Origin of the sequence: Paenibacillus sp. MMO-177, from assembly GCF_037147795.1 — a bacterium.
Classification (GTDB): domain Bacteria; phylum Bacillota; class Bacilli; order Paenibacillales; family Paenibacillaceae; genus Pristimantibacillus.
Map to the genome: position 1 here is coordinate 1033649 of NZ_JBBCUR010000001.1, position 22658 is coordinate 1056306.

Annotated in this window: 22 protein-coding genes; 5 read left to right on the top strand and 17 right to left on the bottom strand. The window is 54.3% G+C overall.

What is annotated here, in order from left to right:
* Nucleotides 1-16: 16 nt before the first annotated feature.
* The gene (locus WFK81_RS04555) at nt 17-295 is read right to left on the bottom strand and encodes a hypothetical protein (RefSeq protein ID WP_041613660.1); all 279 of its coding nucleotides are present in this window, start codon (nt 293-295) and stop codon (nt 17-19) included.
* 183 nt (nt 296-478) lie between these two features.
* On the opposite strand from WFK81_RS04555, the gene WFK81_RS04560 reads away from it, so the two are divergent.
* Entirely contained in the window at nt 479-1486 is a 1008-nt protein-coding gene (locus WFK81_RS04560; RefSeq protein ID WP_336785241.1) for an LLM class flavin-dependent oxidoreductase, read from the top strand.
* A 377-nt stretch (nt 1487-1863) separates the two neighbouring features.
* On the opposite strand, the gene WFK81_RS04565 is transcribed toward WFK81_RS04560, so the two are convergent.
* The gene (locus WFK81_RS04565; RefSeq protein WP_336785242.1) at nt 1864-2610 is read right to left on the bottom strand and encodes an SDR family NAD(P)-dependent oxidoreductase; all 747 of its coding nucleotides are present in this window, start codon (nt 2608-2610) and stop codon (nt 1864-1866) included.
* Between the two features lie 18 nt (nt 2611-2628).
* The gene (locus WFK81_RS04570; protein WP_336785243.1) at nt 2629-3537 is read right to left on the bottom strand and encodes a DNA-3-methyladenine glycosylase family protein; all 909 of its coding nucleotides are present in this window, start codon (nt 3535-3537) and stop codon (nt 2629-2631) included.
* A 157-nt stretch (nt 3538-3694) separates the two neighbouring features.
* Here WFK81_RS04570 and WFK81_RS04575 point away from each other — a divergent pair, with 157 nt between their 5' ends.
* Together WFK81_RS04575 and WFK81_RS04580 are read left to right on the top strand one after the other, a co-directional pair.
* The gene (locus tag WFK81_RS04575) at nt 3695-4264 is read left to right on the top strand and encodes a bifunctional transcriptional activator/DNA repair enzyme AdaA (RefSeq protein WP_336785244.1); all 570 of its coding nucleotides are present in this window, start codon (nt 3695-3697) and stop codon (nt 4262-4264) included.
* Nucleotides 4261-4770 (top strand): methylated-DNA--[protein]-cysteine S-methyltransferase, encoded by a 510-nt coding sequence (locus WFK81_RS04580; RefSeq protein ID WP_336785245.1) that lies wholly within the window; start codon nt 4261-4263, stop codon nt 4768-4770. Before WFK81_RS04575 ends, WFK81_RS04580 begins: the two co-directional genes overlap by 4 nt.
* A gap of 103 nt (nt 4771-4873) precedes the next feature.
* Here WFK81_RS04580 and thrC read toward each other — a convergent pair whose 3' ends face one another.
* The 14 genes from thrC to WFK81_RS04650 all read right to left on the bottom strand — a co-directional run bounded on the left by thrC (nt 4874) and on the right by WFK81_RS04650 (nt 21130).
* The gene (thrC, locus tag WFK81_RS04585) at nt 4874-6274 is read right to left on the bottom strand and encodes a threonine synthase (protein ID WP_336785246.1); all 1401 of its coding nucleotides are present in this window, start codon (nt 6272-6274) and stop codon (nt 4874-4876) included.
* A 111-nt stretch (nt 6275-6385) separates the two neighbouring features.
* The gene (locus WFK81_RS04590; protein WP_336785487.1) at nt 6386-7438 is read right to left on the bottom strand and encodes an undecaprenyldiphospho-muramoylpentapeptide beta-N-acetylglucosaminyltransferase; all 1053 of its coding nucleotides are present in this window, start codon (nt 7436-7438) and stop codon (nt 6386-6388) included.
* Nucleotides 7439-8430: 992 nt separating this feature from the next.
* A complete protein-coding gene (locus WFK81_RS04595) occupies nt 8431-8823 on the bottom strand; it encodes an ArsR/SmtB family transcription factor (protein ID WP_015846915.1) in 393 nt (130 codons plus the stop codon).
* Nucleotides 8807-9241 (bottom strand): SRPBCC family protein, encoded by a 435-nt coding sequence (locus WFK81_RS04600; protein WP_336785247.1) that lies wholly within the window; start codon nt 9239-9241, stop codon nt 8807-8809. Before WFK81_RS04600 ends, WFK81_RS04595 begins: the two co-directional genes overlap by 17 nt.
* Before the next feature lie 105 nt (nt 9242-9346).
* Nucleotides 9347-10429: a PQQ-dependent sugar dehydrogenase gene (locus WFK81_RS04605; protein WP_336785248.1), complete on the bottom strand. Its 1083-nt coding sequence runs from the start codon at nt 10427-10429 to the stop codon at nt 9347-9349.
* A gap of 24 nt (nt 10430-10453) precedes the next feature.
* On the bottom strand, nt 10454-11578 hold the full coding sequence (locus WFK81_RS04610; protein ID WP_336785249.1) for a hypothetical protein: 1125 nt from the start codon (nt 11576-11578) through the stop codon (nt 10454-10456).
* The gene (locus tag WFK81_RS04615) at nt 11571-12113 is read right to left on the bottom strand and encodes an RNA polymerase sigma factor (RefSeq protein WP_336785250.1); all 543 of its coding nucleotides are present in this window, start codon (nt 12111-12113) and stop codon (nt 11571-11573) included. Before WFK81_RS04615 ends, WFK81_RS04610 begins: the two co-directional genes overlap by 8 nt.
* A 108-nt stretch (nt 12114-12221) precedes the next feature.
* Nucleotides 12222-13304, bottom strand: coding sequence for a dimethylsulfone monooxygenase SfnG (gene sfnG, locus WFK81_RS04620; RefSeq protein WP_336785251.1), 1083 nt, complete (start codon nt 13302-13304; stop codon nt 12222-12224).
* 69 nt (nt 13305-13373) lie between these two features.
* Entirely contained in the window at nt 13374-14549 is a 1176-nt protein-coding gene (locus WFK81_RS04625; protein WP_336785252.1) for an acyl-CoA dehydrogenase family protein, read from the bottom strand.
* Nucleotides 14550-14568: 19 nt separating this feature from the next.
* Nucleotides 14569-15762 (bottom strand): acyl-CoA dehydrogenase family protein, encoded by a 1194-nt coding sequence (locus WFK81_RS04630; RefSeq protein ID WP_336785253.1) that lies wholly within the window; start codon nt 15760-15762, stop codon nt 14569-14571.
* A 35-nt stretch (nt 15763-15797) separates the two neighbouring features.
* The gene (locus WFK81_RS04635) at nt 15798-17234 is read right to left on the bottom strand and encodes an APC family permease (protein WP_336785254.1); all 1437 of its coding nucleotides are present in this window, start codon (nt 17232-17234) and stop codon (nt 15798-15800) included.
* Nucleotides 17235-17365: 131 nt separating this feature from the next.
* Nucleotides 17366-18454, bottom strand: coding sequence for a dimethylsulfone monooxygenase SfnG (sfnG, locus tag WFK81_RS04640; RefSeq protein WP_336785255.1), 1089 nt, complete (start codon nt 18452-18454; stop codon nt 17366-17368).
* A 19-nt stretch (nt 18455-18473) separates the two neighbouring features.
* Complete coding sequence (ssuD, locus tag WFK81_RS04645; protein WP_336785256.1) at nt 18474-19637, bottom strand: FMNH2-dependent alkanesulfonate monooxygenase; 1164 nt, start codon at nt 19635-19637, stop codon at nt 18474-18476.
* Between the two features lie 38 nt (nt 19638-19675).
* On the bottom strand, nt 19676-21130 hold the full coding sequence (locus WFK81_RS04650; RefSeq protein ID WP_336785257.1) for a 4-hydroxyphenylacetate 3-hydroxylase family protein: 1455 nt from the start codon (nt 21128-21130) through the stop codon (nt 19676-19678).
* Nucleotides 21131-21419: 289 nt separating this feature from the next.
* Between WFK81_RS04650 and WFK81_RS04655 the strand changes: the two genes are divergently transcribed.
* Nucleotides 21420-22046 carry a TetR/AcrR family transcriptional regulator gene (locus WFK81_RS04655; protein ID WP_336785258.1) on the top strand — a complete coding sequence of 209 codons (627 nt, stop codon included), beginning with the start codon at nt 21420-21422 and terminating at the stop codon, nt 22044-22046.
* Between the two features lie 64 nt (nt 22047-22110).
* On the top strand, nt 22111-22653 hold the full coding sequence (locus tag WFK81_RS04660; protein WP_336785259.1) for a hypothetical protein: 543 nt from the start codon (nt 22111-22113) through the stop codon (nt 22651-22653).
* Nucleotides 22654-22658 lie beyond the last annotated feature (5 nt).

Sequence of the window (22658 nt, forward strand, 5' to 3'; positions counted from 1 at the left end):
ATCATTTTTAGAAAGCTTAAGCTCTCATGGAAGCAGGAATAAAATCATGCTCATTCACTTGACGGTCGAACAGCTCTGCATTTTTCTCAAAGCAGCCGCAGTAGTAGTCTTTCATGCACAGCGGGCATGGAACGTTGAGCAGACGCGTTACGCCTGTCAGATGCCACTCTGGCTTGTTGCTGTAGAAAAGTCTTGCTCTGGAGCCGTCGGCAAGCGTCATAATGTACTGGAATAAACCGGATTTCAGGTCTTTGTCCGCTAAGGTTACGCTCTTAATTTGAAGTTTCGAATTCAAGATCTTCACCCTTACTTTTCGTATTCAAGCTTGTGTAATAATACCCTTTATAGCGCCTGAAGTCAATATTTGCGGCATGGGATGCGGCCCTAACGCCTACTGTACTTATTTTTGTAACAGTTCGCGAATTAGGGTATAATCAAGGTTGCACATACTTACATGCACAGGAGGTGCACCGCACTCATGATCAAACTGGGTATTCTCGACCAGTCACATATTAACGAAGGACAGAATGCGGCTTCCACGCTGGCGGACACGACCCGTCTTGCACAAGAAGCGGAAAAACTCGGATACGGCCGTTACTGGATCTCCGAGCATCATGCCGGCAAAATGCTATCCTTCTCCAGCCCGGAGATTCTGATCGCCCATCTGGCCGCGGCAACCTCGCGCATCCGCGTAGGCTCCGGCGGCATCATGCTGCCTCATTACAGCTCCTACAAGGTTGCCGAGAACTTCAAGCTGCTCGAAGCTCTTCATCCGGGCCGCATCGATGTTGGCCTTGGCCGCGCCCCTGGCGGCATGCCAACGGCGACCCGTGCGCTTCAGGAAAACAAGTTTGTGGATATTAACAAGTATCCACAGCAAATTATCGATTTAATCGGTTACCTCCGGGGAAAAATGCCGGAAGGCCATCCTTTTGCCGGACTGCATGCCGCTCCTGCAATCGAGCAGGTTCCCGAGGTCTGGCTGCTTGGCTCCAGCTATGAGAGCGCCCGGATTGCCGCGCAGCTTGGAACGAACTACGCGTTTGCGCAGTTTTTCGGTACGCCGGGCGGCGAGACCGCGATGAAGCATTACCATGAAAACTTCGAACCGTCCGTGCTGTACGACAAGCCGCTTTCGATGATCGCCGTGCTTGCCATTTGCGCGGATACCGAGGAAGAGGCAAACGAGCTTGCGCTCAGCACGGATCTGTTCTTCCTGCTGCTGGAGAACGGCGTAGACCAGCTCAGCTTCCCTTCCGTAAAGACGGCCTACGATTATCCGTATACGGAGTCCGACCTGTACCGGATTAACCGGGCTCGCGAGCGGAGAGTTATCGGCACGCCGGAACAGGTAAAAGCCGGCATCCTGAAGATGGCCGAGCAGTACCAGGCCGATGAAGTGCTCGTCATGAGCTCTGTCCACAATTTTGATGCTCGCGTGAAGTCGTACCGCTTGATCGCCGAGGCATTTGGCCTGCAGGGATAAATTGCGTAACGATGGAGCGAATTGCATGGAGTTGCATGGAGCAATTGCACGAGAGCGGTTGCTATGAACAGCTCGATGCGAGCGGCCTATTTGCTACGTACGTTGGATTCGATCCAATAAAATAACCAGAAAAAGAGGCGAATAGAGGCTACGTTGGATTCTGTCCAGCGTAATGCACTCCATTCGCCTCTTTGCTTCAAAAACAGCCGACTTTAATGGACGAAATCCAACGTAGGAACCATTCATCCATTTTCGGCTTATTTCATTGGATGAAATCCATTGTAGCACATACGAGCTTCTTTGGACTTTAAGGGAAGCGGCACTGGCGCCCCGCCAGGCTGAGTATGCGTTTCTCCAGCAGAAACGACAGTTCCCGGCTACTCCTCGTAGATCATTTTCCGCGTCATGCCGCCATCGACCACGAGATTGATGCCGGTCACGAAATCATTCTCCGGATCCGTCAAATAGAAGCAAGCGCGGACGATATCAGCGGGTCTGCCTACTCGCCCTGCCGGATGCTGCGAATGATCCTCCTCGCGCAGCGCATCGTAATCGCTGTTCTCGATCCAGCCCGGGCTGATCGCATTGACACGCACATGATCGGGTCCGAGCGATACGGCCAGCGCATGCGTCAACGCAACGATACCGCCTTTTGAAGCCGCGTACGCCTCGGAGTTCGGCTCGGACATCAACGCCCTTGTGGAAGCCAGATTGACAATCGAGCCTCCCCCGTTTTCTCTCATCCGTTTGCCCGCTTCTCTTGCGCAAAGGAAAGTCCCCCGCAAATTTGTATTCAGCACATAATCCCACTCATCCAAGCTCAGGTCGTAAAGCGACTTCCAGTTCCCCAAGCCCGCATTGTTGATCATTACATCGATTCGCCCAAATTGCTCGTCCATCGCCGCAAATGCGGCTTCAATCTCTTCCGGGCGGCTAACGTCTATCGTAAAACCAATGGCGTGACCACCTGCCTCCACAATTCGGTCCACCGTCCGCTTTACCAGCTCGGCATCGCGCTCAACCGCCGCAATCCTTGCTCCCTCGGCCGCGTAGGCAGCGGCCAGCGCCGCGCCGATTCCTTTGCCCGCTCCCGTTATGACAACGACCATTCCGTCAAACTTCATCTTTATCTGACTCCTTTCCTAATACAGCACCCGCCATAAATAAAAGGTCGCGTACGACTCCCAGCCTCTCCAGCCTTCCGCCATCCGCCTGATCTCGCTGATGGCCGGCTTCTCTTCGCTGCCCGTCAAAGCTTTAATCGAATTATGAAGACCCACATCCGCGATCGGAAAAGCATTCGGCAAACGCAAGCATCGCATTAGCACGTAATTAGCCGTCCACGGTCCAATGCCGCGGATCCCCGTCAGCTGTTTTTCGATCGCAGCGAAATCTCCAAGCGCAAGCAAGCTCTGCTTGTCTAGAGCACCCTCAGCCATGAGCTTTGCTACGCCAATGAGATACTCGGACTTTTTGGCGGTCATTTGCATGGAGGCCATATCTTCCGGCTTTAACGCCGCAATGGTCTCGGGAACCGGGAACTGCCAGAACGTCCTGCCCTCCCTCTCCACGCTTTGCCCGTAAGCCTCCACGAAGCGCCGCTTGAGCGTATATGCAAAAGCCAGATTGATCTGCTGCCCGATAATCCCCCAGCACAACGCCTCAAACAAATCCGAAATCCCGACACTCCTTAAGCCGTGAAAACGTCCGATCGTATGAACAAGCAGCGGATCCTTCTCCGCCATTTCGTAAAAAGGCAGCAAATCCGTATCGAAATCAAACCACTCCCGGATGTAAGCTTCGATCCCCCGCTGCCGTTCCTCGCTGACCCGTTCCTCGCCAATGACCCGCACAAGCAGTCCGCCATCGCCGGACTCTTGGATTTCAACCGCCGCGGGCTCTTCCCCGCCGTCCGAAGGAATAAGCCGGTAAACGGCATCCCTCTCCACCTGATACAGCGGCTCGTTCGCCGATCTCCGCAAATAATTAACCGTCTCCTTATAGCTGAAAGGCTCCGGCACCTGGATATGCAGCAGCGCTGACTCCGTCATGGGCATCCTTCCTTCTCCCCTCTATTCTACTTTCATTCTACTCCATTCATTCAACCACACCAAATCGGTCCGCCGCTTTCGCAATCTTGCGCTTTCATTCGTGCCCGCTTACGATTTGCGCTCCAATCAAGGTATACTAAACCTGGAGGTGAGCAAAATGGGAAATACAGAAGCGACCGGCATCCCGGAGGACAAATGGCTTGCCGTTCTTTCGAATGACGGCTCTTGCGATGGGCAATGGTATTATGGAGTGACCACGACGGGAATCTTTTGCCGGCCGTCCTGCAAGTCGAAGCCTCCAAACCGTTCGCATGTCCGGATCTTTCAGACTTCAATGGATGCCTTATCCGAGCGATTCCGCCCCTGCAAACGATGCAAGCCGGTCCAGCAACAGCTGCCGGACGAGGAATGGGAAGCGCAGGCACGCGCTTATATCGAGGCGCACTACCAAGAGCCGCTGACCTTATCCCATCTCGCGGACGTGCTGCATCTGAGCCCTTATCATCTGCAGCGGACTTTCAAAAGACTTACGGGCTTAACGCCCGCAGCCTATATTCAGCAAATCCGTATCCGGGAAGCGATGAAGCTGCTTGCCTCAACACATCTTCCCGTGACCGATATTGCAGGGCAGGTTGGCTATGCGAACGCCGCCCATTTTACGACAAGATTTCAGAACGTGACCGGCCTTACCCCAACCCAATACCGAGGAGCGAAACAACAGCCATGAGCAAAAATATATACTGGACCCTGCTTCAGCATGACGATTGGAACCTGCATTTGGCCGCGACCGATAACGGCCTTTGTTATGTCGGCTCCCAAGGGGCTTCCTATGAAGAGCTGGCCGAATGGGCCGAAGCGCGCCTGCCCGGCTACGAGCTGATTCGTCATGACGCGGAGATGGAGCGTTATACGCATGAGTTTACGAAGTATTTTCAAGGGAGTCTCGACGTCTTTACGCTGCCGCTTGATCTGGTAGGAACCGATTTCCAACAAAGAGTGTGGCAAGCGATGAGCGCGGTGCAGTATGGCAGCACGGCTGCTTATTCCGACCTCGCCGAGACCATCGGACGTCCGCAGGCTGCCCGGGCGGTAGGAGCCGCCGTTGGCGCCAACCCGCTCCTGATCGTCCTTCCCTGCCACCGGATTGTGGGCAAGACCGGCTCCATGACCGGCTACCGCGGAGGTCTTCCAATGAAGACCGCTTTATTGGAATTGGAGCAAAAACGCGGCTAAGCAAAACATCGATACGTCGGCGCAACAAGAAAAGGCTGCTCCGAGCAAACCGAATGAATGTAACATTCGGATTGTTCGAAGCAGCCTCTTTTTTTCGCGTCAATTACGCGTTGTAGAATTTCAAGATTTCTTGCACGACCGCTTCCTGCGTGCCGTCCACCTGTGTTTGACGCTGCGGCTTGTTGAATAGCGCCTGAATTTGCGCAGGGAACTCCTGCTCAATGCCAACGAGCTCAATCGCTTCGTTGAATTTCGCCGGATGCGCCGTTGCCAGCGAGATCGTTACCGAGCCTGCTGCCGCCTGTTGGTCCGATGCCGCTACGCCGCATGCGGAGTGAGGATCCAGCAAATAGCCGGTTTCTTTATTGTAAGCTGCAATCGTATCGAGGCACTCGCGGCCGTCTACGCCATGCGCAGCGAACTCTTCCTGTACTTTGAGGAGCGCGTCGCCGGATACGACGATTTGCCCTTCCGACTTGAAGCCGTCCATAAGGGAACGGATTTGCTCCGGATTTTCGTTCAGTACATAGTAAAGGTAACGCTCGAAGTTGCTTGCCACTTGAATGTCCATCGAAGGGCTGTAAGTCGTGCGGAAATCGCCCGGCTTGTACACGCCTTCTTTGATGAAGCGCTCAAGGATGTTGTTTTCGTTCGTAGCGAGAATAAGCTTGTCAACCGGCAGACCCATGCGCTTCGCCAGGTATCCCGCAAAAATATCGCCAAAGTTGCCCGTCGGCACGCTGAAGTTCACTTTTGCGCCTTGCTTGCCCGTTTGCTTTGCCACTTGGAAGTACGAATAGAAGTAATAGACCGTTTGCGCCATAATGCGCACGAAGTTGATCGAGTTAATCGCGCACAGATGGTTTGACGCTTTGAACTCCAGATCAGCGAACAAGTCTTTAATGATGCGCTGGCAGTCGTCGAAGTTGCCCTCCACGGACAGGTTCAGAACGTTGTCCTCTTGAACCGTCGTCATCTGCAGCTCCTGCACTTTGCTTACTTTGCCGTTCGGATGCAGAATGCAGATCTTGATGCCTTCCTTGCCTTTGACGCCTTCGATCGCCGAAGCGCCTGTGTCGCCGGAGGTAGCGCCCAGAATGTGGATCTTCTTGTTCTGCTTGCGGGACACGTACGTATATAATTGGCCCATGAACTGGAGCGCAATGTCCTTGAATGCAAAAGTAGGACCATGGAACAATTCCAGCAAATAGAGGTCATCCTTCAGCTTGTGAACCGGTGTTACTTCCGGATGGCGGAACGTCGCATAGCCGTCGTATACCATTTTCTTCAGATCTTCATAAGGAATTTCATCATTCGTATAAAGCGAGAAAATTTCAAGCACCAGCTCCTGATAGCTGAGCTCCTGCCATTCTTTCAGCTTAGCCGCGGAAACAACCGGTATTTCGTAAGGCACAAGAAGTCCGCCGTCGTCTGCAAGACCCATGAGGAAAGCGTCGACAAAGCCGATTTTGCCTACATTTCCGCGAGTACTGATATATTCCATCTGTAATTCCCTCCTACTATTGCCTAACCTTCCCCCTATTATAGAAAAAGACCGCCGTAACCACAAGACAATCTTGCTGGTTAATGGCGGTCATTTGAAGGATGAGAGCGATTATTTCGCCGTCTTCTTGATTAGGTCGATCAGCTGGGACAAAGCGTCCCTGCGGTCGTTTTTCTGCATGTTATCCACGTATTTATCGCGGTTCGCATACAAATCGGTTACATGGCTGACGAGCGTCTCCGGCGTCATGTCCTCCTCATAGAGCACCTCGCAGAAGCCTGCCGCTTGGAACGAACGCGCGTTAAGGATTTGATCGCCGCGGCTCGCTTCCTTCGTCAGAGGGATAAGCAGCATCGGCTTGCGCAGGTACAGGAACTCGAAGATCGAGTTGGAGCCGGCACGCGAGATGATCACATCCGACATCGCAAGCAGATCCGGAAGCTCCTCGTTTACGTATTCGAACTGTTTGTATTGGGGAGACTGCAGGGACGCCTCAACCTGGCCTTTGCCGCACAGGTGGATGATCTGGAATTTCTCCGTCAGCTTGCCAAGCGATGCGCGTACAGCCTGGTTAATCTTGCGGGCGCCAAGGCTGCCGCCCATGATGAGCAGCACCGGCTTGCTCGAAATAAAGCCCGCGAACTTGCGGCCGCGAGCCGCGTCGCCTTGTTTCAGCTGGTCGCGGATCACCGCTCCCACATAATGCGATTTGCCTGCCGGCAGATGCTGCTGCGTCTCCGGGAAGGTCGTGCACACGCCCGCCGCAAAAGGAATCGAAATTTTGTTCGCGAGGCCCGGGGTTAAGTCGGACTCATGGATGAGCACCGGCACCTTGTTCAGCCGTGCGCCAATGACCACCGGCACCGATACGAACCCGCCTTTCGAGAACAGCACGTCGGGCTTTTGCTTCTTAATAATGCGGTAAGCCTGGAAGGCGCCTTTGATGACCTTGAACGGGTCCTTCACGTTCTGCCAATCCAGATAACGGCGCAGCTTGCCCGTTGCGATGCCGTGATAGCGCACCTGCTGAAGAGGCTCGATGAGCTGCTTCTCAATCCCAGCCTCCGAGCCTATGTAGTCTACCGACCAGCCTTCTTGTATAAAATGGGGGATCAACGCCAGGTTGACGGTCACGTGCCCTGCCGATCCACCGCCTGTAAACATGATTTTACGCAAAACGCTCACTCCTAAAAAGAATTATCACCCGACCGACGGTCGTGATGATTCTTGCTTCGAAAGCATAAAGATTATCACCAGGACTGGCCTAATATAGGCCTGTCGTGATGATTCTTGCTTCGAAAGCATAATCTTAAAGAATTATCACTCGACCGGCTTAACCACCTTAAGCCGCTTCCTTATCCCGTCTATTGTAAGCCAGCAGGCTTGTAGATTTCCAGTATACTGCGAAAACTTTCCACGAGACGTCAGGCTGGAGGAGCGGTCGGAATAGCCTGATTCACTTCCCCATTACGTAGGCTCATAGAACTGTTAGGCTGTTTTCAGCCTTGCACGAAATACTACCGCTTTCTCCAACCTGCCGTTATCCTCCTTTAAGCTTTCGATGCCTTTCCCATCTACTTCAGCTCTCATAAGCCTCTTTTGCAGCTTACAGCATGCATTTTCGGCTTACTACTACCGCTATAGCCTGCTATTAGCTTCCTTTGGAGTTTACAAGCCCTCCTTTCCACTACCTCAGCTCCCATAAGCCTCCTTTGGAGCTTACAGCACGCATTTTCGGCTTACTACTACCGCTATAGCCTGCTATTAGCTTCCTTTGGAGTTTACAGGCCCCCTTTTCCGCTACTTCAGCTCCCATAAGCCTCCTTTGGAGCTTACAGCACGCATTTCCGGCTTACTCCGGCATTTGCTAGCCTCCTTAGGAACTTACAGCGAGTAACTCGCAACTATGGACTTTCTAACCTCACCACTAGGCGATTATAGGACTTACATACTTAGCTACTCGTACAATAACCATCAGCTAGACGCATTTGGGGTTTACAGCGACAGTAACGGTTTGGCTCCGAGCGCCGAAAGGATCCAATAGGCGGATAAGCTAGGGGGCAGCGTGATTGGCGAGGCCACTCAACCAAGGCAAAAGCACAGCAAAAAGCCGCGGCCGGTCCGAGCATAAGCTCGTCCAATCGCGGCTTTAATCGCTATTCCTGGGGTTTGCCTTCAATCACCTTGAGCGGACCTGACGGTTCGCCGGCAGGCATGTCTTCTTCGACGAAGCGCTTGAGCGCCTGCAGCTTGTTCTCCCAGAACCGCTCGTAGTAGCTGAGCCAGCGCTTCAGCTCGAGCAGCGGCTCCGGCTCCAGCCGGTATCGCGTCTCGCGTCCAACCTTGCGCTCCTTCACGAGGCCCGCTTCCGCCAGCACCCGCAGATGCTTCGATACGGCGGTCCGGCTCATGGAATAATGGGCGCTAATGACGTTGACCGGCATTTCCTGATCGACTAACAGCTGCAGCAGGCTGCGGCGGGTTGGATCGGCGATCGCCTGGAAGACGTCATGCTTGGGCTCGGAAGCAAGATTATTGTCCTTCGACATAGCTGACAAACTTCTTCACGAGGCCAACCCAGCCGCCGGCCATATGCTCGCGTACTTGCGTATGCGGTTGATTGAATTCGGTAACCTTGTCCGCATCCCATCCGCCGTGAATAAGCGTAAATTCGGTTTTTTCGCCTTCCAGCTCCTTCAATTCAAAGGTCAGCGTCCAGTCCTTGCCCCAGTTGAAGGCCAGACGGTTCGGAGGATCAACCTCCGTTACTTTGCAAGGAGATTGGCCGAACTGGCCGGCTTCCAAATGGAATTCGCAGCCAACCTCCGGCTTAAAGCTTTCGCTTGGCGCCATAAACCAGGCCGAGACTCCTTCTCTTGTGGATACCGCATTCCATACCTTTTGAATAGGCGCATTGACTTGAACCGTCTGACGTACGTCAGGCAATGTATTAACTCCGTTACTCATGATCCATACCTCCGATTATTTAATAACATGGCGTCATCAAAATTTAGGAAACCATTTGGTTTCATTTTTCATTATAGGAAACCAGATGGTTTCCTGTCAACAGCCTTATTTCGCCAATAGCAGCAGCCTGTCATCCTTATCAGATGGTGTCCCTCTTCCATCCGTATTATTCGTTATGACATAGATATCGCCGTTATGAACGCGCACATCACGGAGCCTTCCCTCATTCCGGAGCACAACCGACATCTTTTTCGTTAAAGTATTGTACCTCAAAAGCTTCTCTCCCCGTAGCGTAGCCACCAGCAGATTATTGCCCGCTTCCATCGCTATGCCAGAAGGAGCAATCGTATCCTCGCCCGTATGATAGACCGGGTCAATCATACCCTCCCGGTGCTGCCCGCCAATCACTGCCGGCCAGCCGTAATTGCCGCCGGGCACGATACTGTTAATCTCGTCATGTCCGCCGGGATTGCCCGATGGCCCATGCTCCGCGGCAAACAGCATGCCCGAGCTGCTCCAGGCAAGGCCTTGCGGATTCCGGTGCCCGTAGGAGTACACATACGAATCGGCAAAAGGATTTCCCGGCGGGACCGAACCGTCCAGCTTCATCCGGAGGATTTTGCCGGCCAGACTGTTCTTATCCTGTGCCAGCTCCTCCTGACCGGCATCTCCGGTCGTCACGTACAGCAATCCGTCCGGACCAATCGCCATCCGGCCGCCGTCATGATTATACGAACCCGGAATCCCTTCGAGCAGCGCCCTTGATTCCACCCAAGCATTCCTCTCCAGCTTAAGCACAATGACACGGTTCAGGATCTTCCCGTTCTCCTCGTACGTGTGATAGGCAAAAGCCTCCTTCGACGCCCGAAAATCCGGAGCAAGCACAAAACCGAGAAAACCGCCTTCCCCTTGGGCATGCACGTTTTTATGGAATTGGACCGGCATCCTTGTCGACTTGCCTTCGGCAACCCGCACGACATTGCCGTCCCTCTCGCTGATATAGATCACATCACCGTCAAAAGCGATCACCCACGGTGCCCGCAGCTTCTCGGCCGCAACCTTGTAGGGAGCCTGTTCCCCAGAAGCTTGCGTACCGCTTGTTTTTACCGATGATTTGCTTCCCTCGCAGGAGGCCAGCAAAAGCGCGCTGACCGTTACAACAACAGCGGTTAGAATTCTTTTTCTCATCTCCATCTCTCCTCTTCCCCTATGTTACAGAGGCTGACTGAGCACGATGTACCTAATCTTATTGTGGTCAAAATAAAGATGAAATTTCAAATAGTCGCCAATTTTGTAGCTCCACCTGGAATCCAGCTGCAAATTCGGCTTGCCAAGCTTCTCCATAACTTCCTCTTTCGACATGCCGACGGCCAGACCGTCCGATGTGGCATAGTTGCTGCCCATAAACACGATGCTCCGGTTCAACTGCATAACTCCGTCGCTATATTCGGTTACATTGCCTATTGCCTGAACGGCATCATCGTAATAATGTCCAAGCAGAATGGGCTGGACGCTGCTTCTGAGCAGAAGCAGCTGCTCCCATTCATTATAGGGTTTGTCGGCTACGGCCAGCCTTTCCCCTTTATAAGAGAAGGTATCGTCGATCCCGCCTTCCTGGTTCTCCATCTCAAGACGCGCCTGCTCGAAAACCTTGTCGATTTCAGCCAGCTTCGAATCCGGCTGCAGAATGCCATGCATCAGCAGCATCACTTGATCGTCCGCATAAAAACGACGGCCGCCTAAATGGTACTCGTTTGTGTTAACATCATACGGAATGGCGTACACCGAATCCGCCGTTTCGAAACGAATTAAGCTCTCCGCGCTAAACGTCTTGTTATCCGACACTGCCCTCGTCATCTCAAGCCAGTTCAGATTTTGCAGAATAACATACATACGGTCGTGCGGAATGAGCGTTTCCTTCACCCATATTTTCTTAACTTCTTCCGTTGAGAACGGCAAGGCATCCTTTAAATAACCTTCCTGTTTGGATGGAATCACGACAACTTGCCCCTTCTCTATTGGAGAAGGACTTGGCGGAGCATCCGGCAACGGCGACACTGTTGGACTCGGCTCCGGCGACATAACCGCTCCTTTCCCCCCGTTTCCTCCAGGTGCCCCAACGTCCTCCCGGAACGCAACGGCAACAATCACGGCTATCACAATAAAAGACACGGCTGCCCACGATAAACGAACCATGCCGAGGCTTCTTCTCTTCTCCCCACGGCCGATCGCCTCCGCCTGGCGCAAGATCGCTTCCTTCTTATTTCTCGTAAAAGTCGGCTGGACATGCGGTCCCCGCTGCAATTCGCGGTACCATTCCGGCTGCTTCTCATTCATACGCGGCACTCCCCTTCCAACTGCTGTTCATCCGTTTGCGCGCCCTCGACAGCCTGGTTTTGACCGTCCCCTCCGGCAGCCCAAGCGCATCGGCGATTTCCTTTGTCGTGAGCTCGTATTTCGCATGGAGGACAAGCACCTCCCGCAGCTTGACGGGCAGCTCCAGGACGGCATTCCACAGCTCGGACGTGAACGCCAGCCTCATAGCCTCCTGCTCGGCCGACGGGCTTTCCCCGTCATGGGCAGCGCCTCTCCCGACAAGCAGCACCCGGCGCATAAAGGCCGTTCTTTTATAATTAATAGCCGTATTCCTTGTCATCGCGAGCAGCCATGTTCGGATCGAGGAAGCTCCGCGGAACGAGCCGATGGTCTGATAGACCTTCAGAAACACGTCCTGCGCAATATCGTCGGAAAGATCATGCCTTCGTGTAATGATATAAGCCAGATTCCATACATCCTGGCCGTACGTATCCATCAGCTCTATTAATCCGGCGGCATCGATGCGGTCTACATAACGCCAGTAGTTATTTTCCAATTTTGTCACCTCTCACACATTAGACAATGCAGGCAGTGGATTAGTTTCATTCCGCATAAAAAAAAAGAGAGACCGGAGCTCAACCGCAAGCTCCAGTCCCTATATTCCTTACAGCGCGGCCGACGTTTCCAGTCCCAATGCCGCTTCCCTCTCGCGGACAAGCGGGATAACCTTCTCGCCAAACGCCTTAATATCCTCTTCATAATGCAGGAAGCCGGTCAGAATCAGATCAACGCCGATTTTACGCAGCTCGATAATGCGGTCCGCCACCTGCTCCGCCGTTCCGATCAGCCCCGTCTTGAAGCCGTCATTGTACTGGACAAGGTCGGAAAAATCCGAATTTGCCCACATGCCATCCCGCTCCGGGGAGGCTTTGCCCGCAAAGCTGACCTGGCTGCGGAACCCTTCCACCGCCTCGGGATTCGCATACTCCACGATGTCGCGAAGCACCTGGCGCGCTTCCTCTTCCGTGTCGCGCACGATAACAAACGCGTTTGCGCCATACTTCAGCTCGCGGCCATTAGCCGCCGCTGCGGCTTTCAGCTCGTCAATCTGCGCCTTAAAACCCTCCAGCGTATTGCCGTTCATGAAATACCAATCCGATACCCTTGCCGCCATCCGGCGCGCAGCAGCCGAGTTCCCGCCTTGGAAGACTGGAGGCGCTGCCGCCGGCTTCGGTTTCAGGGGAGCCTGGTTCAACCGGTAAAAGTCGCCGCGGAAGCTTGCTTCGTTCTCCGTCCACATTTCTCTCAGGACGCGGATAAATTCCTCCGAGCGGCGGTAGCGCTCGTCATGGTCAAGCCAAGGCTCGCCGTAGCTGTGGAACTCCCCCTTGAACCAGCCGCTGACGACGTTAACCGCAGCGCGGCCGCTACTGATCTGATCGATGGTAGCCAGCATCTTCGCAACCGTCCCGGGATGCCATAGCCCAGGCAGAACAGCGGCAATCAGCTTGATTTTGCTGGTTACCGCAGCCAGAGCGGACGCCAGCGTAATCGCCTCGAGCTGGTTCTCGGCACCGTAGCTTGCGACGAACCGCGTCTGAAGCAAGGCAAAGTCAAAGCCCGCTTCTTCTGCCGCTTTCGCGTAGCGGACGTTATCTTCAAAGGACCAGCCGGTCTTTTGCGGAATTTCGGAGATGACAAGCCCTCCGCTTACGTTCGGCACCCAATAAGCAAATTGCAATGACATCGTATACACTCTCCTTCGAATAATAGCTGAAATCTCTATGTTCGAATCTAAGCTGCCTAGTCTAGCCCCTTAGGAATAGAAACCGGGAACCGGCGCCATGCCGGTCAAATACCAATTGCCCACATTCCGAAGCTTGAACTCCGCCGGATTATGGAGCGTGTGGGTCCGCACATTGCGCCAGAACCGGTCAAAGCCAAACTTCGACGCCGTTGCCCTTGCCCCCATCACCTCGAAAATCCGGCTGGTCACTTCAAGAGCCATTTTGCCGGCCTGCACATTCGCCGCAGCAACAAATACCGCCAGCTCGCCGCGTTCAACCTCGCCCAATGCCTCTTCCTTGGCCCAAGCGGCATCAAGCAGACGGTCCGACTTCTCCACGAGACCAAGCGCCGCCTGATAGTCCGCCCACCACTCGCCGTAACGGCTTAAGGTTGAAGGCTCCTCCGAAGCCCGCTCTAGCCCGGAGGTATACCAAGGCCGCGCATGCTCCAGCGTATAAGCCCTTGCTTCCTCCAGCCCCCCCGCCGCGCTGCCGATAAAAATACTCGCCAGAATACTTTGGGACAGCTGCGGAACAAGCGTGGAGAACACCGTCTGGCCCGCATACGGCGTCTCGAGTATTTCATGCGGCTCGACCCGCACGTTGTGAAATTTCACGGTGCCGCTGCCCGTCTGACGCTGCCCCATGTTGTCCCAATCGTCTATGATCTCAACGCCCTCGCGGCCGGAAGGAATAATCCCCTCGTAATATTCGCCGGTTGCGCTGTCGTTCCAGGAGATCGCAAGCAGATCCGAATCCGGCGAGCCCGAACTGAAGCCCTTCGAACCGTTAACGATTACGCCCTCTCCGGAACGCTCGCCGACAATGGTCTTCTGAAGCGGATTGGAGGAATTGCCCCAGAAATAGTCGTTCGCGGCGGTTACTTCGTAGAAATACCGCTTTTGCTCCTCCGTTCCGGCCAGATGAGGAGCGATCAGGCAGAGGAAGTGATAGCCGTATACATGCGCCAAAGCCGCGTCCGTTCTCGCAAACTCGCGCACAACGCCAAGCACGTCGGACCATTGCCCGCCATACCCTCCGTATTTCGCCGGAATAAGCAGCTTCAGGAGTCCGCTTTGACGGATCCAGTCACGCTGCTGCTTTGGCGTGCCGCCTTCCTTGTCGCGTTCCGCGGCGTCCTCGCGGAAGCGGTCCGCAAGCTCCCTTGCCGCAGTTAAATAATCCAGAGCCGTACTAGTTGTCATGCAGCATCCTCCTCAACGTCTACTCTCCGCCCTGCGTGAACAGCTCGGGAGGCTGGCCGACAAGCTCTTTGCCGACTAATTCACGTGCCAGATGGTTGGACGGCGCAAGCACGAGACCTGCCCGCACGTCGCGGTACAGCCGCTCGATGGTGCCTTTTTTGTACCCGTAGCCACCCGTTACATCCATCGCAATGGAGACAACCTGATTGGCAACCTCCGTGGCATGAATCTTGAACTCCGTCGCTTCATACCACAGCTCGCCAAGCGGCCGGCCCTCGGCTTCGTAACGGTTATACTTCTCGGCAAGCGACAGCTGCCAAGGCTTCAGCGCGCTAAGGCCAATCTTCGCGTTAGCCAGCTGCTGGCGGATGACCTGATAGTCCGCGAGGCTTCGGTTGAAATCGCGGTGCACCGTTCTTTTTACCCGTTCTACTACGATAGACAAAGCCTCGGAGGCGACCCCGATCCATGCAGAACCGATGCCAAGCAGATAAAGCGGATCAACGCCGTTAAACGCAATTTCAATCGCCCGGTTCTCGCCGACAAGCAGATCGGCACGCGGTACATGGACATTGTCCAGCTTCAGCGGGCCGCTCTGGTTGCCGCGCACGCCAAGCGCTTCCCAAGGCCCGGCCGTAATCCCGGGATTCTTGCCGTCGACGATAAAATAGCTGAGATCCGTCGGCTGCTGCGCACCCGGCGTACGTGTCTGCAGCACATAGAAGTCGGCATGGCCGCCGCTGGTCGTAAACGATTTTTCCAGGTCCAAAACATAATCCTCGCCGTCGCGTTTCGCTTCGCTTAAATTGAACCAGGTATGCCCGCCTGTCGCCTTCTCGCTCATCGAATGAGTGCCAATTGCTCCCCTGCGGACCGGCTTCAGCCAGCGCTGCTTCTGATCCTCCGAGCCGTAATAGACCAGTGTCTGCGCCGCGCCGACATGCATGACATAAATCAGGGAAGTGGAAGGGCAGCCTTTGCCAATCTCCTCCGCGGCCAGCGCAAACGCGGTATAATCCAGCCCAAGTCCGTCATAGTCAGTTGGGATGATCAGGCTGTTCCAGCCTTTGTCCGCTAAAGCCTGTAAATTCTCGGAGGGAAATACGCCCTCTCTGTCAATCCGTTCCGCATTCGGGCGGATCACTTGGTCAACGGTTTCCCGGATGGAAGCCACAAGCTGCCCGTAATCCGGCTGCGCCGCAACAGTTGCCATACAAATGCCTCCTTAATAACTTGTTTTATAACCTTTTATATCGATGAAGCTTTCGCTTCGTATTCTCCGGATGGCTCGGCTGCGGCGCCTACGCGGGCGGGCAGCGAGGGATCGCGTTTTACCCGGAACCAGGCATAAGCCAGGCTGATGAGGACGATAGCAAAAATGACCCAAGGGAAGTAGCTGACCGGCTTCGGCTGCCCCGGCTGAATCATTGCCCAGATCGGAAGCGCGATGCTGATTACGCCAAGCACCGGAAGCACGTAGCGCTGGAACACGTTAAGCTCTTCGTTCGGATACACGATAACCGCAATATTAAGCAGCGCATAAATAAGCAGCAGCGGAATCGTGCCGATCGTTCCGAGGTACCCGAAGCCGGTTACCCATGTATCGCCGGCAAAGCCGAACAGCAGCGCGAATACGATTCCGAGGCCGCTCAGCAGCGACAAGGCGCCGGCAGGCGTCTGCCATTTGGAGACCGCGCTGAGTTTTACGGTGATCAGCCCTTCGCGTGCCGAGTTGAAGGCGATCCGCGAGAAGCCGTTCAGGCAAGCGATCGTCATGCCGACGATACTCGTAAAACCGGCGATAACTGCAAGGAACGAGAAATCGCCCAAATAACGGTCTGCCAGCGTCATGAACGGATTCGAGCTTTTCACGAGCTCCTCGTTGTTGTTGCCAAAGCCCGCGATAACGGCATAGCTGACAAGCAGATAGAACACCGTCATAATCGCGATGCTGACCAGTACGGCTCGCTTGACGTTGCGCTTTGGATTTTGCGTTTCTTCCGCCAGCGCAGCCGAATTCTCGAAGCCGATGAACAGGTAGATGGCCAGCGGGAAACCAAGCCCCACGCCTGCAAGACCGTCCGTTACCGATGAAGGGACAAACGGCTTAGCCGATAGCCCGTTAGGCGGATCAAGCAGGATATAGACCGACACGCCAAGCAGCACAAGCACTTCGATGATAAGCGCGATGCTTGCGATTTTGGTCGAGCGGTCGATGCCGATAATCGTCAGCCCCCAGATCAAGACGCCAAGGACTACCGTCGGGATCGCCCAGTGAATATGAATGCCGTATAACGCCAGCGAGTCCGCGGTCCAGCCGCCAAGCTCGATAAAAGCAGATGCTGCCAGAAACACCGTACCCGCGATAAACACAATAGAAGAAGCCGTGCCCGTTACTCCGCCAAACGACATGCCGATATATTTGATGAGCGAGCCGCTGGACGGATGTTTGGCCGAAAAACGGGTAAGGCTGAGCCCGACGATAATAATCGCGACGGCCGATAAGAGGAGCGTAAGCGGCGAACCGACGCCGGTCGCCAGGAAGATAACCGGAAGACCGTAATAAATAGCCGCCGCGGGCGCCATTTGCGCCAAGGTTGAGCCAATGGCATCAACCAAAGTCAGCTTTCGCTTGGGCTCTAACGCCCTCGGGTTTGACACCGTTTCTTTTTCCAATGAACTCATAAATTCCATTCCTCCCGATCGTTAATAGACAACAAAAAAAGACTTCCCGCGTTTTCCTGCAAAAGGATAGGAGAGAGCCTTCGGTCGTCCGATCGGATCTATCTTTATTCCATTGTTCACGCGCGCCGGGATTACCGGCCGATTGCGCTGACGCTCTCTTCCAGCTCGAGCTGACGCACAAGCGGGATGACCTGCTCCCCAAATAACGCCAGCTCTTCGTCATAATGCAGGAACCCTGTCAGCACCAGGTTGATGCCGATCTCCTTCAATTCGAGAATTCGCCTCGCCACTTGCTCTTTCGTCCCGATCAACCCGGTCTTGAAGCCGTCGTTGAATTGGATCAGATCCTCATACGTCGAGTTCGCCCACATGCCGTCGCGGTCGCCCGACGATTGTCCGGCATGCTTCACCTGCTCGCGGAAGGCTTCTACCGTTGCCGAATCGGCATTCGAAATGATATCGCGCAGCACCTGCTTTGCTTCCTCTTCCGTATCCCGCACGATGACGAAGGCATTTACGCCAAACTTGATCTCGCGATTATGATCAGCGGCATAACCTCTGACCTCATCGACCTGTTTCTTAAGCCCTTCGAGCGTATTGCCGTTCATAAAATAATAATCTGATACGCGTCCGGCCATCTGCTTCGCCGCTTTCGAATTGCCGCCCTGGTAGATGGTTGGTCCCGGTACTTGCACGGGTCTTGGCTTGAAATCCGCCTCGCGCAGCCGGAAGAAGTCTCCCGCGTAGGTTGCCTGATCTTCCGTCCACAACTCTCGCAGCACGCGGATGAACTCCTCCGAGCGGCGGTACCGCTCGTCATGGTCCAGCCAAGGCTGGCCAAGCGCGATGTATTCATCCTTCAGCCAGCCGCTTACAACGTTAATCGCTGCCCGGCCGCCGCTTAGATGATCAATCGTCGTCAGCATCTTCGCTACAATCGCGGGAGGGATAAGACCCGAGGCCACCGCAACAATCAGCCCCAGCTTCCGCGTCTTCACCGCAAGCGCCGCCGCGAAGGTAAGAGATTCCCACTGATTCTCCGAATCGCTGCTGGCTACGAACCTGGTCGGCAGCAGCATATGATCAAAGCCCGTGCGCTCCGCCTGCTCCGCGTACCGGATATTTGCCTCGAAGGAGGAGCTGGTCTGCTGCGGCAGCTTTGTTGCCAGCAGCCCGCCGTCCTCGAGGGGGGCCCAATAGCCAAATTCAATTGCGCTCATCTTCCAATCCCCTTTGCTCTTATTTGCCGGAAACAGCCGCTTCTGCCTTCGGCGCGCGTCCGGGAAGCTCGTTGTTTGCGATCATTTCGCCAAACGGGCTGATAAATGCGCGGTCGCCTTCGCCGCTCCGTTTCGCCAGCGGCAGCAGCGGGAAGAGCAGCTCGGCGGTCCGATATGCCTCTTCCAGATGCGGGTAACCGGATAAAATAAACGTCTCGATCCCCAGCTCCGCGTATTCCTTGATCCGCTCAGCCACTTGCTCCGCGCTGCCGACAAGCGCCGTTCCCGCTCCGCCTCGCACAAGGCCGATGCCCGCCCACAGGTTCGGGCTGATCTCAAGCCGCGAACGGTCGCCGTTATGCAGCTGACTCATCCGTTTCTGGCCTTCCGAGTCCATGCGCGCGAATATCTTCTGCGCCGATGCGATGGTCTCTTCATCCAGATTTTCAATAAGCTCGTTTGCCGCACGCCATGCTTCTTCTTCCGTCGGACGGACGATGACATGCAGCCGGATGCCGAATTTGAGCTGGCGTCCTTTGGCCGCTGCCAGCGCTCGCATCTTCTCGACCTTCTGCTTGACGGCTGCCGGAGGCTCGCCCCATGTCAGGTAGACGTCCACATGATCGGCCGCCACGTCCATTGCCGCTTCGGAAGAACCGCCGAAATAGAGAGGAGGATAAGGCTTCTGCACGGGCGGATAGAGCACCTTGCCGCCTTCCACCTTCAGATGTTCTCCTTCGAAGTCCACGCTTTCGCCTTCCAGCTCCTTACGCCAGATATGAAGGAATTCATCCGTCAATTCGTAACGCGTATCGTGGTCAAGGAACAGACCGTCGCCGGCCAATTCTACCGGATCGCCGCCCGCTACAACGTTAATGAGCAGCCTGCCTTTCGAGAAGCGGTCAAGCGTAGCCGACATCCGCGCCGCTACCGTCGGCAGCGTAAGGCCGGGACGAACGGCAACCAGAAATTTCAGCCGTTCCGTTACGGGCACAAGCGTTGAAGCAACAATCCAGGCATCCTCGCAGGACTTGCCGGTTGGCAGCAGAACGCCGCCGTAGCCCAGTTCATCGGCAGCTTGCGCGATTTGCTTGCAATAGTTGTACGTAACCGCTCTTGCTCCTTCGCTTGTACCGAGGTATCGTCCATCGCCATGCGTCGGAATAAACCAGAATAATTCCATCGTTTCTTCATCCTTTCTATTTCAGCCTTCATTGTGAACTACACCAGCGTCTTTCCGTCCTTGCTTGCCTTCTTCAGCAAATCCCAGACCGGAGCGGTGAGTCGCTCCTTGTCGAAGCTAAGAAACTGGTTCGCATAGCCGCGCACCGGATCGCCCGCGTAAAACCGTTCATACAGCTCATGCCGCGATCCGAGCGGACTGCCGATCAGATCCCAGGCCAGCTTGAGCAGCTGCACTTTTTTCTCCGCGCTGACCGTCGCGCCTTCGTAATATTTGTGCATCAGGTCCGCGAGCGGACCATAGAAGTCTTCGATGCCGGAAGGCGCCTGAACGAAGCCGCCTCCGCCGACCTGCTGCAAAATCTCGATTGCGCGGGGATAAAATTTCGTCCCGATATTGCGCGCCGTATCGATATAAGATATTTCAGGCACAAGCACGCCCGATTTATCCGGTTTTGCCTGCGCCTCCGATGCAATAACAAGCGCTTTGATTACCTCAATCTGCGTCAGCAGCTCGCCCAGCTTCTCTTGCACATGCAGGAAGCCTTGCGCGCCAATCGATTCCGTAACGGCAAAGGCCACGCCTGTGACAAATTCCAGCTTAGCAACATAGCGGACGATGTTCTGATGGAACGCCAGCGCATTGGCGGTTTTGTTAGCCCTCAAGGTCAGCACCTTCTGCGCGTCGCCGTACAGCAGCACCCGTTCCCAAGGAATCAGTACGTCGTCGAAAAAGAGCACCGCGTCCATTTCGTCGTAATTCGCGCTTAGCGGATGGTTACGCTCGCTTGCGCTGGCGAAGGATTCCCTGCACACGATATGCAGTCCCGGCGAGTTGGCCGGCACGATCAGCACATGCGCATGGCTCCGGTTCGCCGTCTCGAACTTCAAGAAGGACGAGATGATAAAGTCATGCGTATAAGGCGCGCCCGTCGCAATCATCTTGGCACCGCGGACGACAATTCCTTCGCTAGTCTCCTTAACGACATGCAGGAAGCGCTCGGCGATCCGGTCATCGTCCAAATTTTTGGAGCGGTCGATCTGCGGATCGATAATCGCCGTCGTCAGGAACAAATCCTTGTCACGGGCTTCCTCGTAGTAACGAGTAATTTTCTCCTTGAATAATGGATCCAGGTGGCTGAGTTCGTCCCGGGCAGCGTACCAGCCGGTAACAAGCGACCTGGCATAGTCCGACAAGCGGCTCATCATGCCATGCGTTTCCTGCGACCAGCGATTGAAAGAGCCGCTGCGCTGCGCAAGCTGCTCCCGCGTGTAAGGAACCAGAAAGGAGCTGTGGGCATAACGCCCGGTACTCTCCACTTTATAACCGACGCTGGCTTGGACCGCGGGGTCATCCAGCATATTGAACAGCTGCCGGATCGTATCGAGCGTTCCCTTGAATGCCGCATGCGCAGGCACGTTTTGCACCTGGGTGCCGTCCAGCCATATTTTTCGGCCGTCATTTAAGCTCTGAAGAAAAGCCTCTCCTCGCAAGCGAACCTCCCCTTTTCATCTTGATTATAAAATTTTTACTATCCCAATTGATTTAATCGGCTTTGTTTATTATGATAGCTAATAATCATTTTGCAGCAACCGTTATTTGCGACGTAAACGTTGTGAAATCAACACTTTTGACCATTTTGTAGGATTTGAAAATGATATCCGCACAATCCGCAAACAATTGTCTGGCTGACTTTAAGCAGAGATCAGCCATCTCTTGATCACCTAAAAGTTGGATATCCAACACTTTTATTAAAAATGTCTGATTGGAGGGAAACGAGACATGTCTGTCCAACAAAACCAAATCGTCACGGACCGAAGAATCGCTAGGACCAAACAATTTATTTCGGAGGCGTTTCTGGCCTTGCTTTTGGAGAAGGATATCGAGGGAATTGTCATCAAGGATATAACGGAGAGGGCTAACGTAAACCGTTCTACCTTTTACGCCTATTACAGCGACAAATTCGATCTGCTGGACCATATGGTGAAGGACAAATTAAGTCAGCTCACCGCACTTATTGATGCAGACCGGAACGAAACTTACATACCGGATTTTAACGCGCCCGATCCTTTTTTCGTCCTTCTGTTCAGCCAAATCGAAGAAAATGAGGTGTTCTACCGCGTTCTTCTGACTAGGATTAATCCGGCAACAGCCGGTGCCGATTATGCGTCTTCCCTGCTCGGCGTCATCCGCGATGCCTTCTACGCCCGCATTACGGCGCTCAGCATGGACCAGAAACAATCCGTCCCGCTTGATCTGCTGCTAGATTACATCAGCTTCTCGGCCTTCCACATGGCCCGCAAATGGCTGGAGCAGCGGATGGTCTACTCTTCCCGCCATATGGCGCTGCAGCTTACCCGTTTGTCCATTCTTGGGGCCTATGATGCGATGGGTTTTTTGAGAAATTAGTATTTAAAATCATGATACAACTTTGGAATTGCATATAACTGTAAAAAAAAGTTGGAGTGATGTTATGAGCGGACAAACAGGGCAAACGGGGCAGACGGGACTTACAGGGCTAACCGGCCTGACAGGACCGGCAGGACCGCAGGGCATTCAAGGACCGGCGGGTCCCCCGGGTCCTCCCGGAGCCGGATACAGCCCGGTATACGGCTCTTTGTATGCCAACTCGTCACATGCGGCGCCAGCGGGAACCTTTCTTACATTCGATACGTTAGGTTTATCATCCGGAACATCTCTCAGCCTTAGCGATAATTCCATTACGGTCAATAGCGCAGGCGTATACGCAATTTCTTTTTCCAGCATTTTAAGTAATGGCAGCAGTGAGGGAGGAAATATCTTGATTCGGTATTCCATTAATGGGGATACAGCTTTAACGGTCGGGCAGCTGCAGTATCGCGTACCGGATCTCGGAACCAGCCACGCTTTTACGTTAAGCAGCAACATTCTACTTTTGTTGAATACGGATGACACCATACAGATGTATATCGTTAGCAATACTTCCGGTGAAGTAAGAAATAGTTCAAGTTCACTAACTGTGACGAAAATCAATTAAAATAA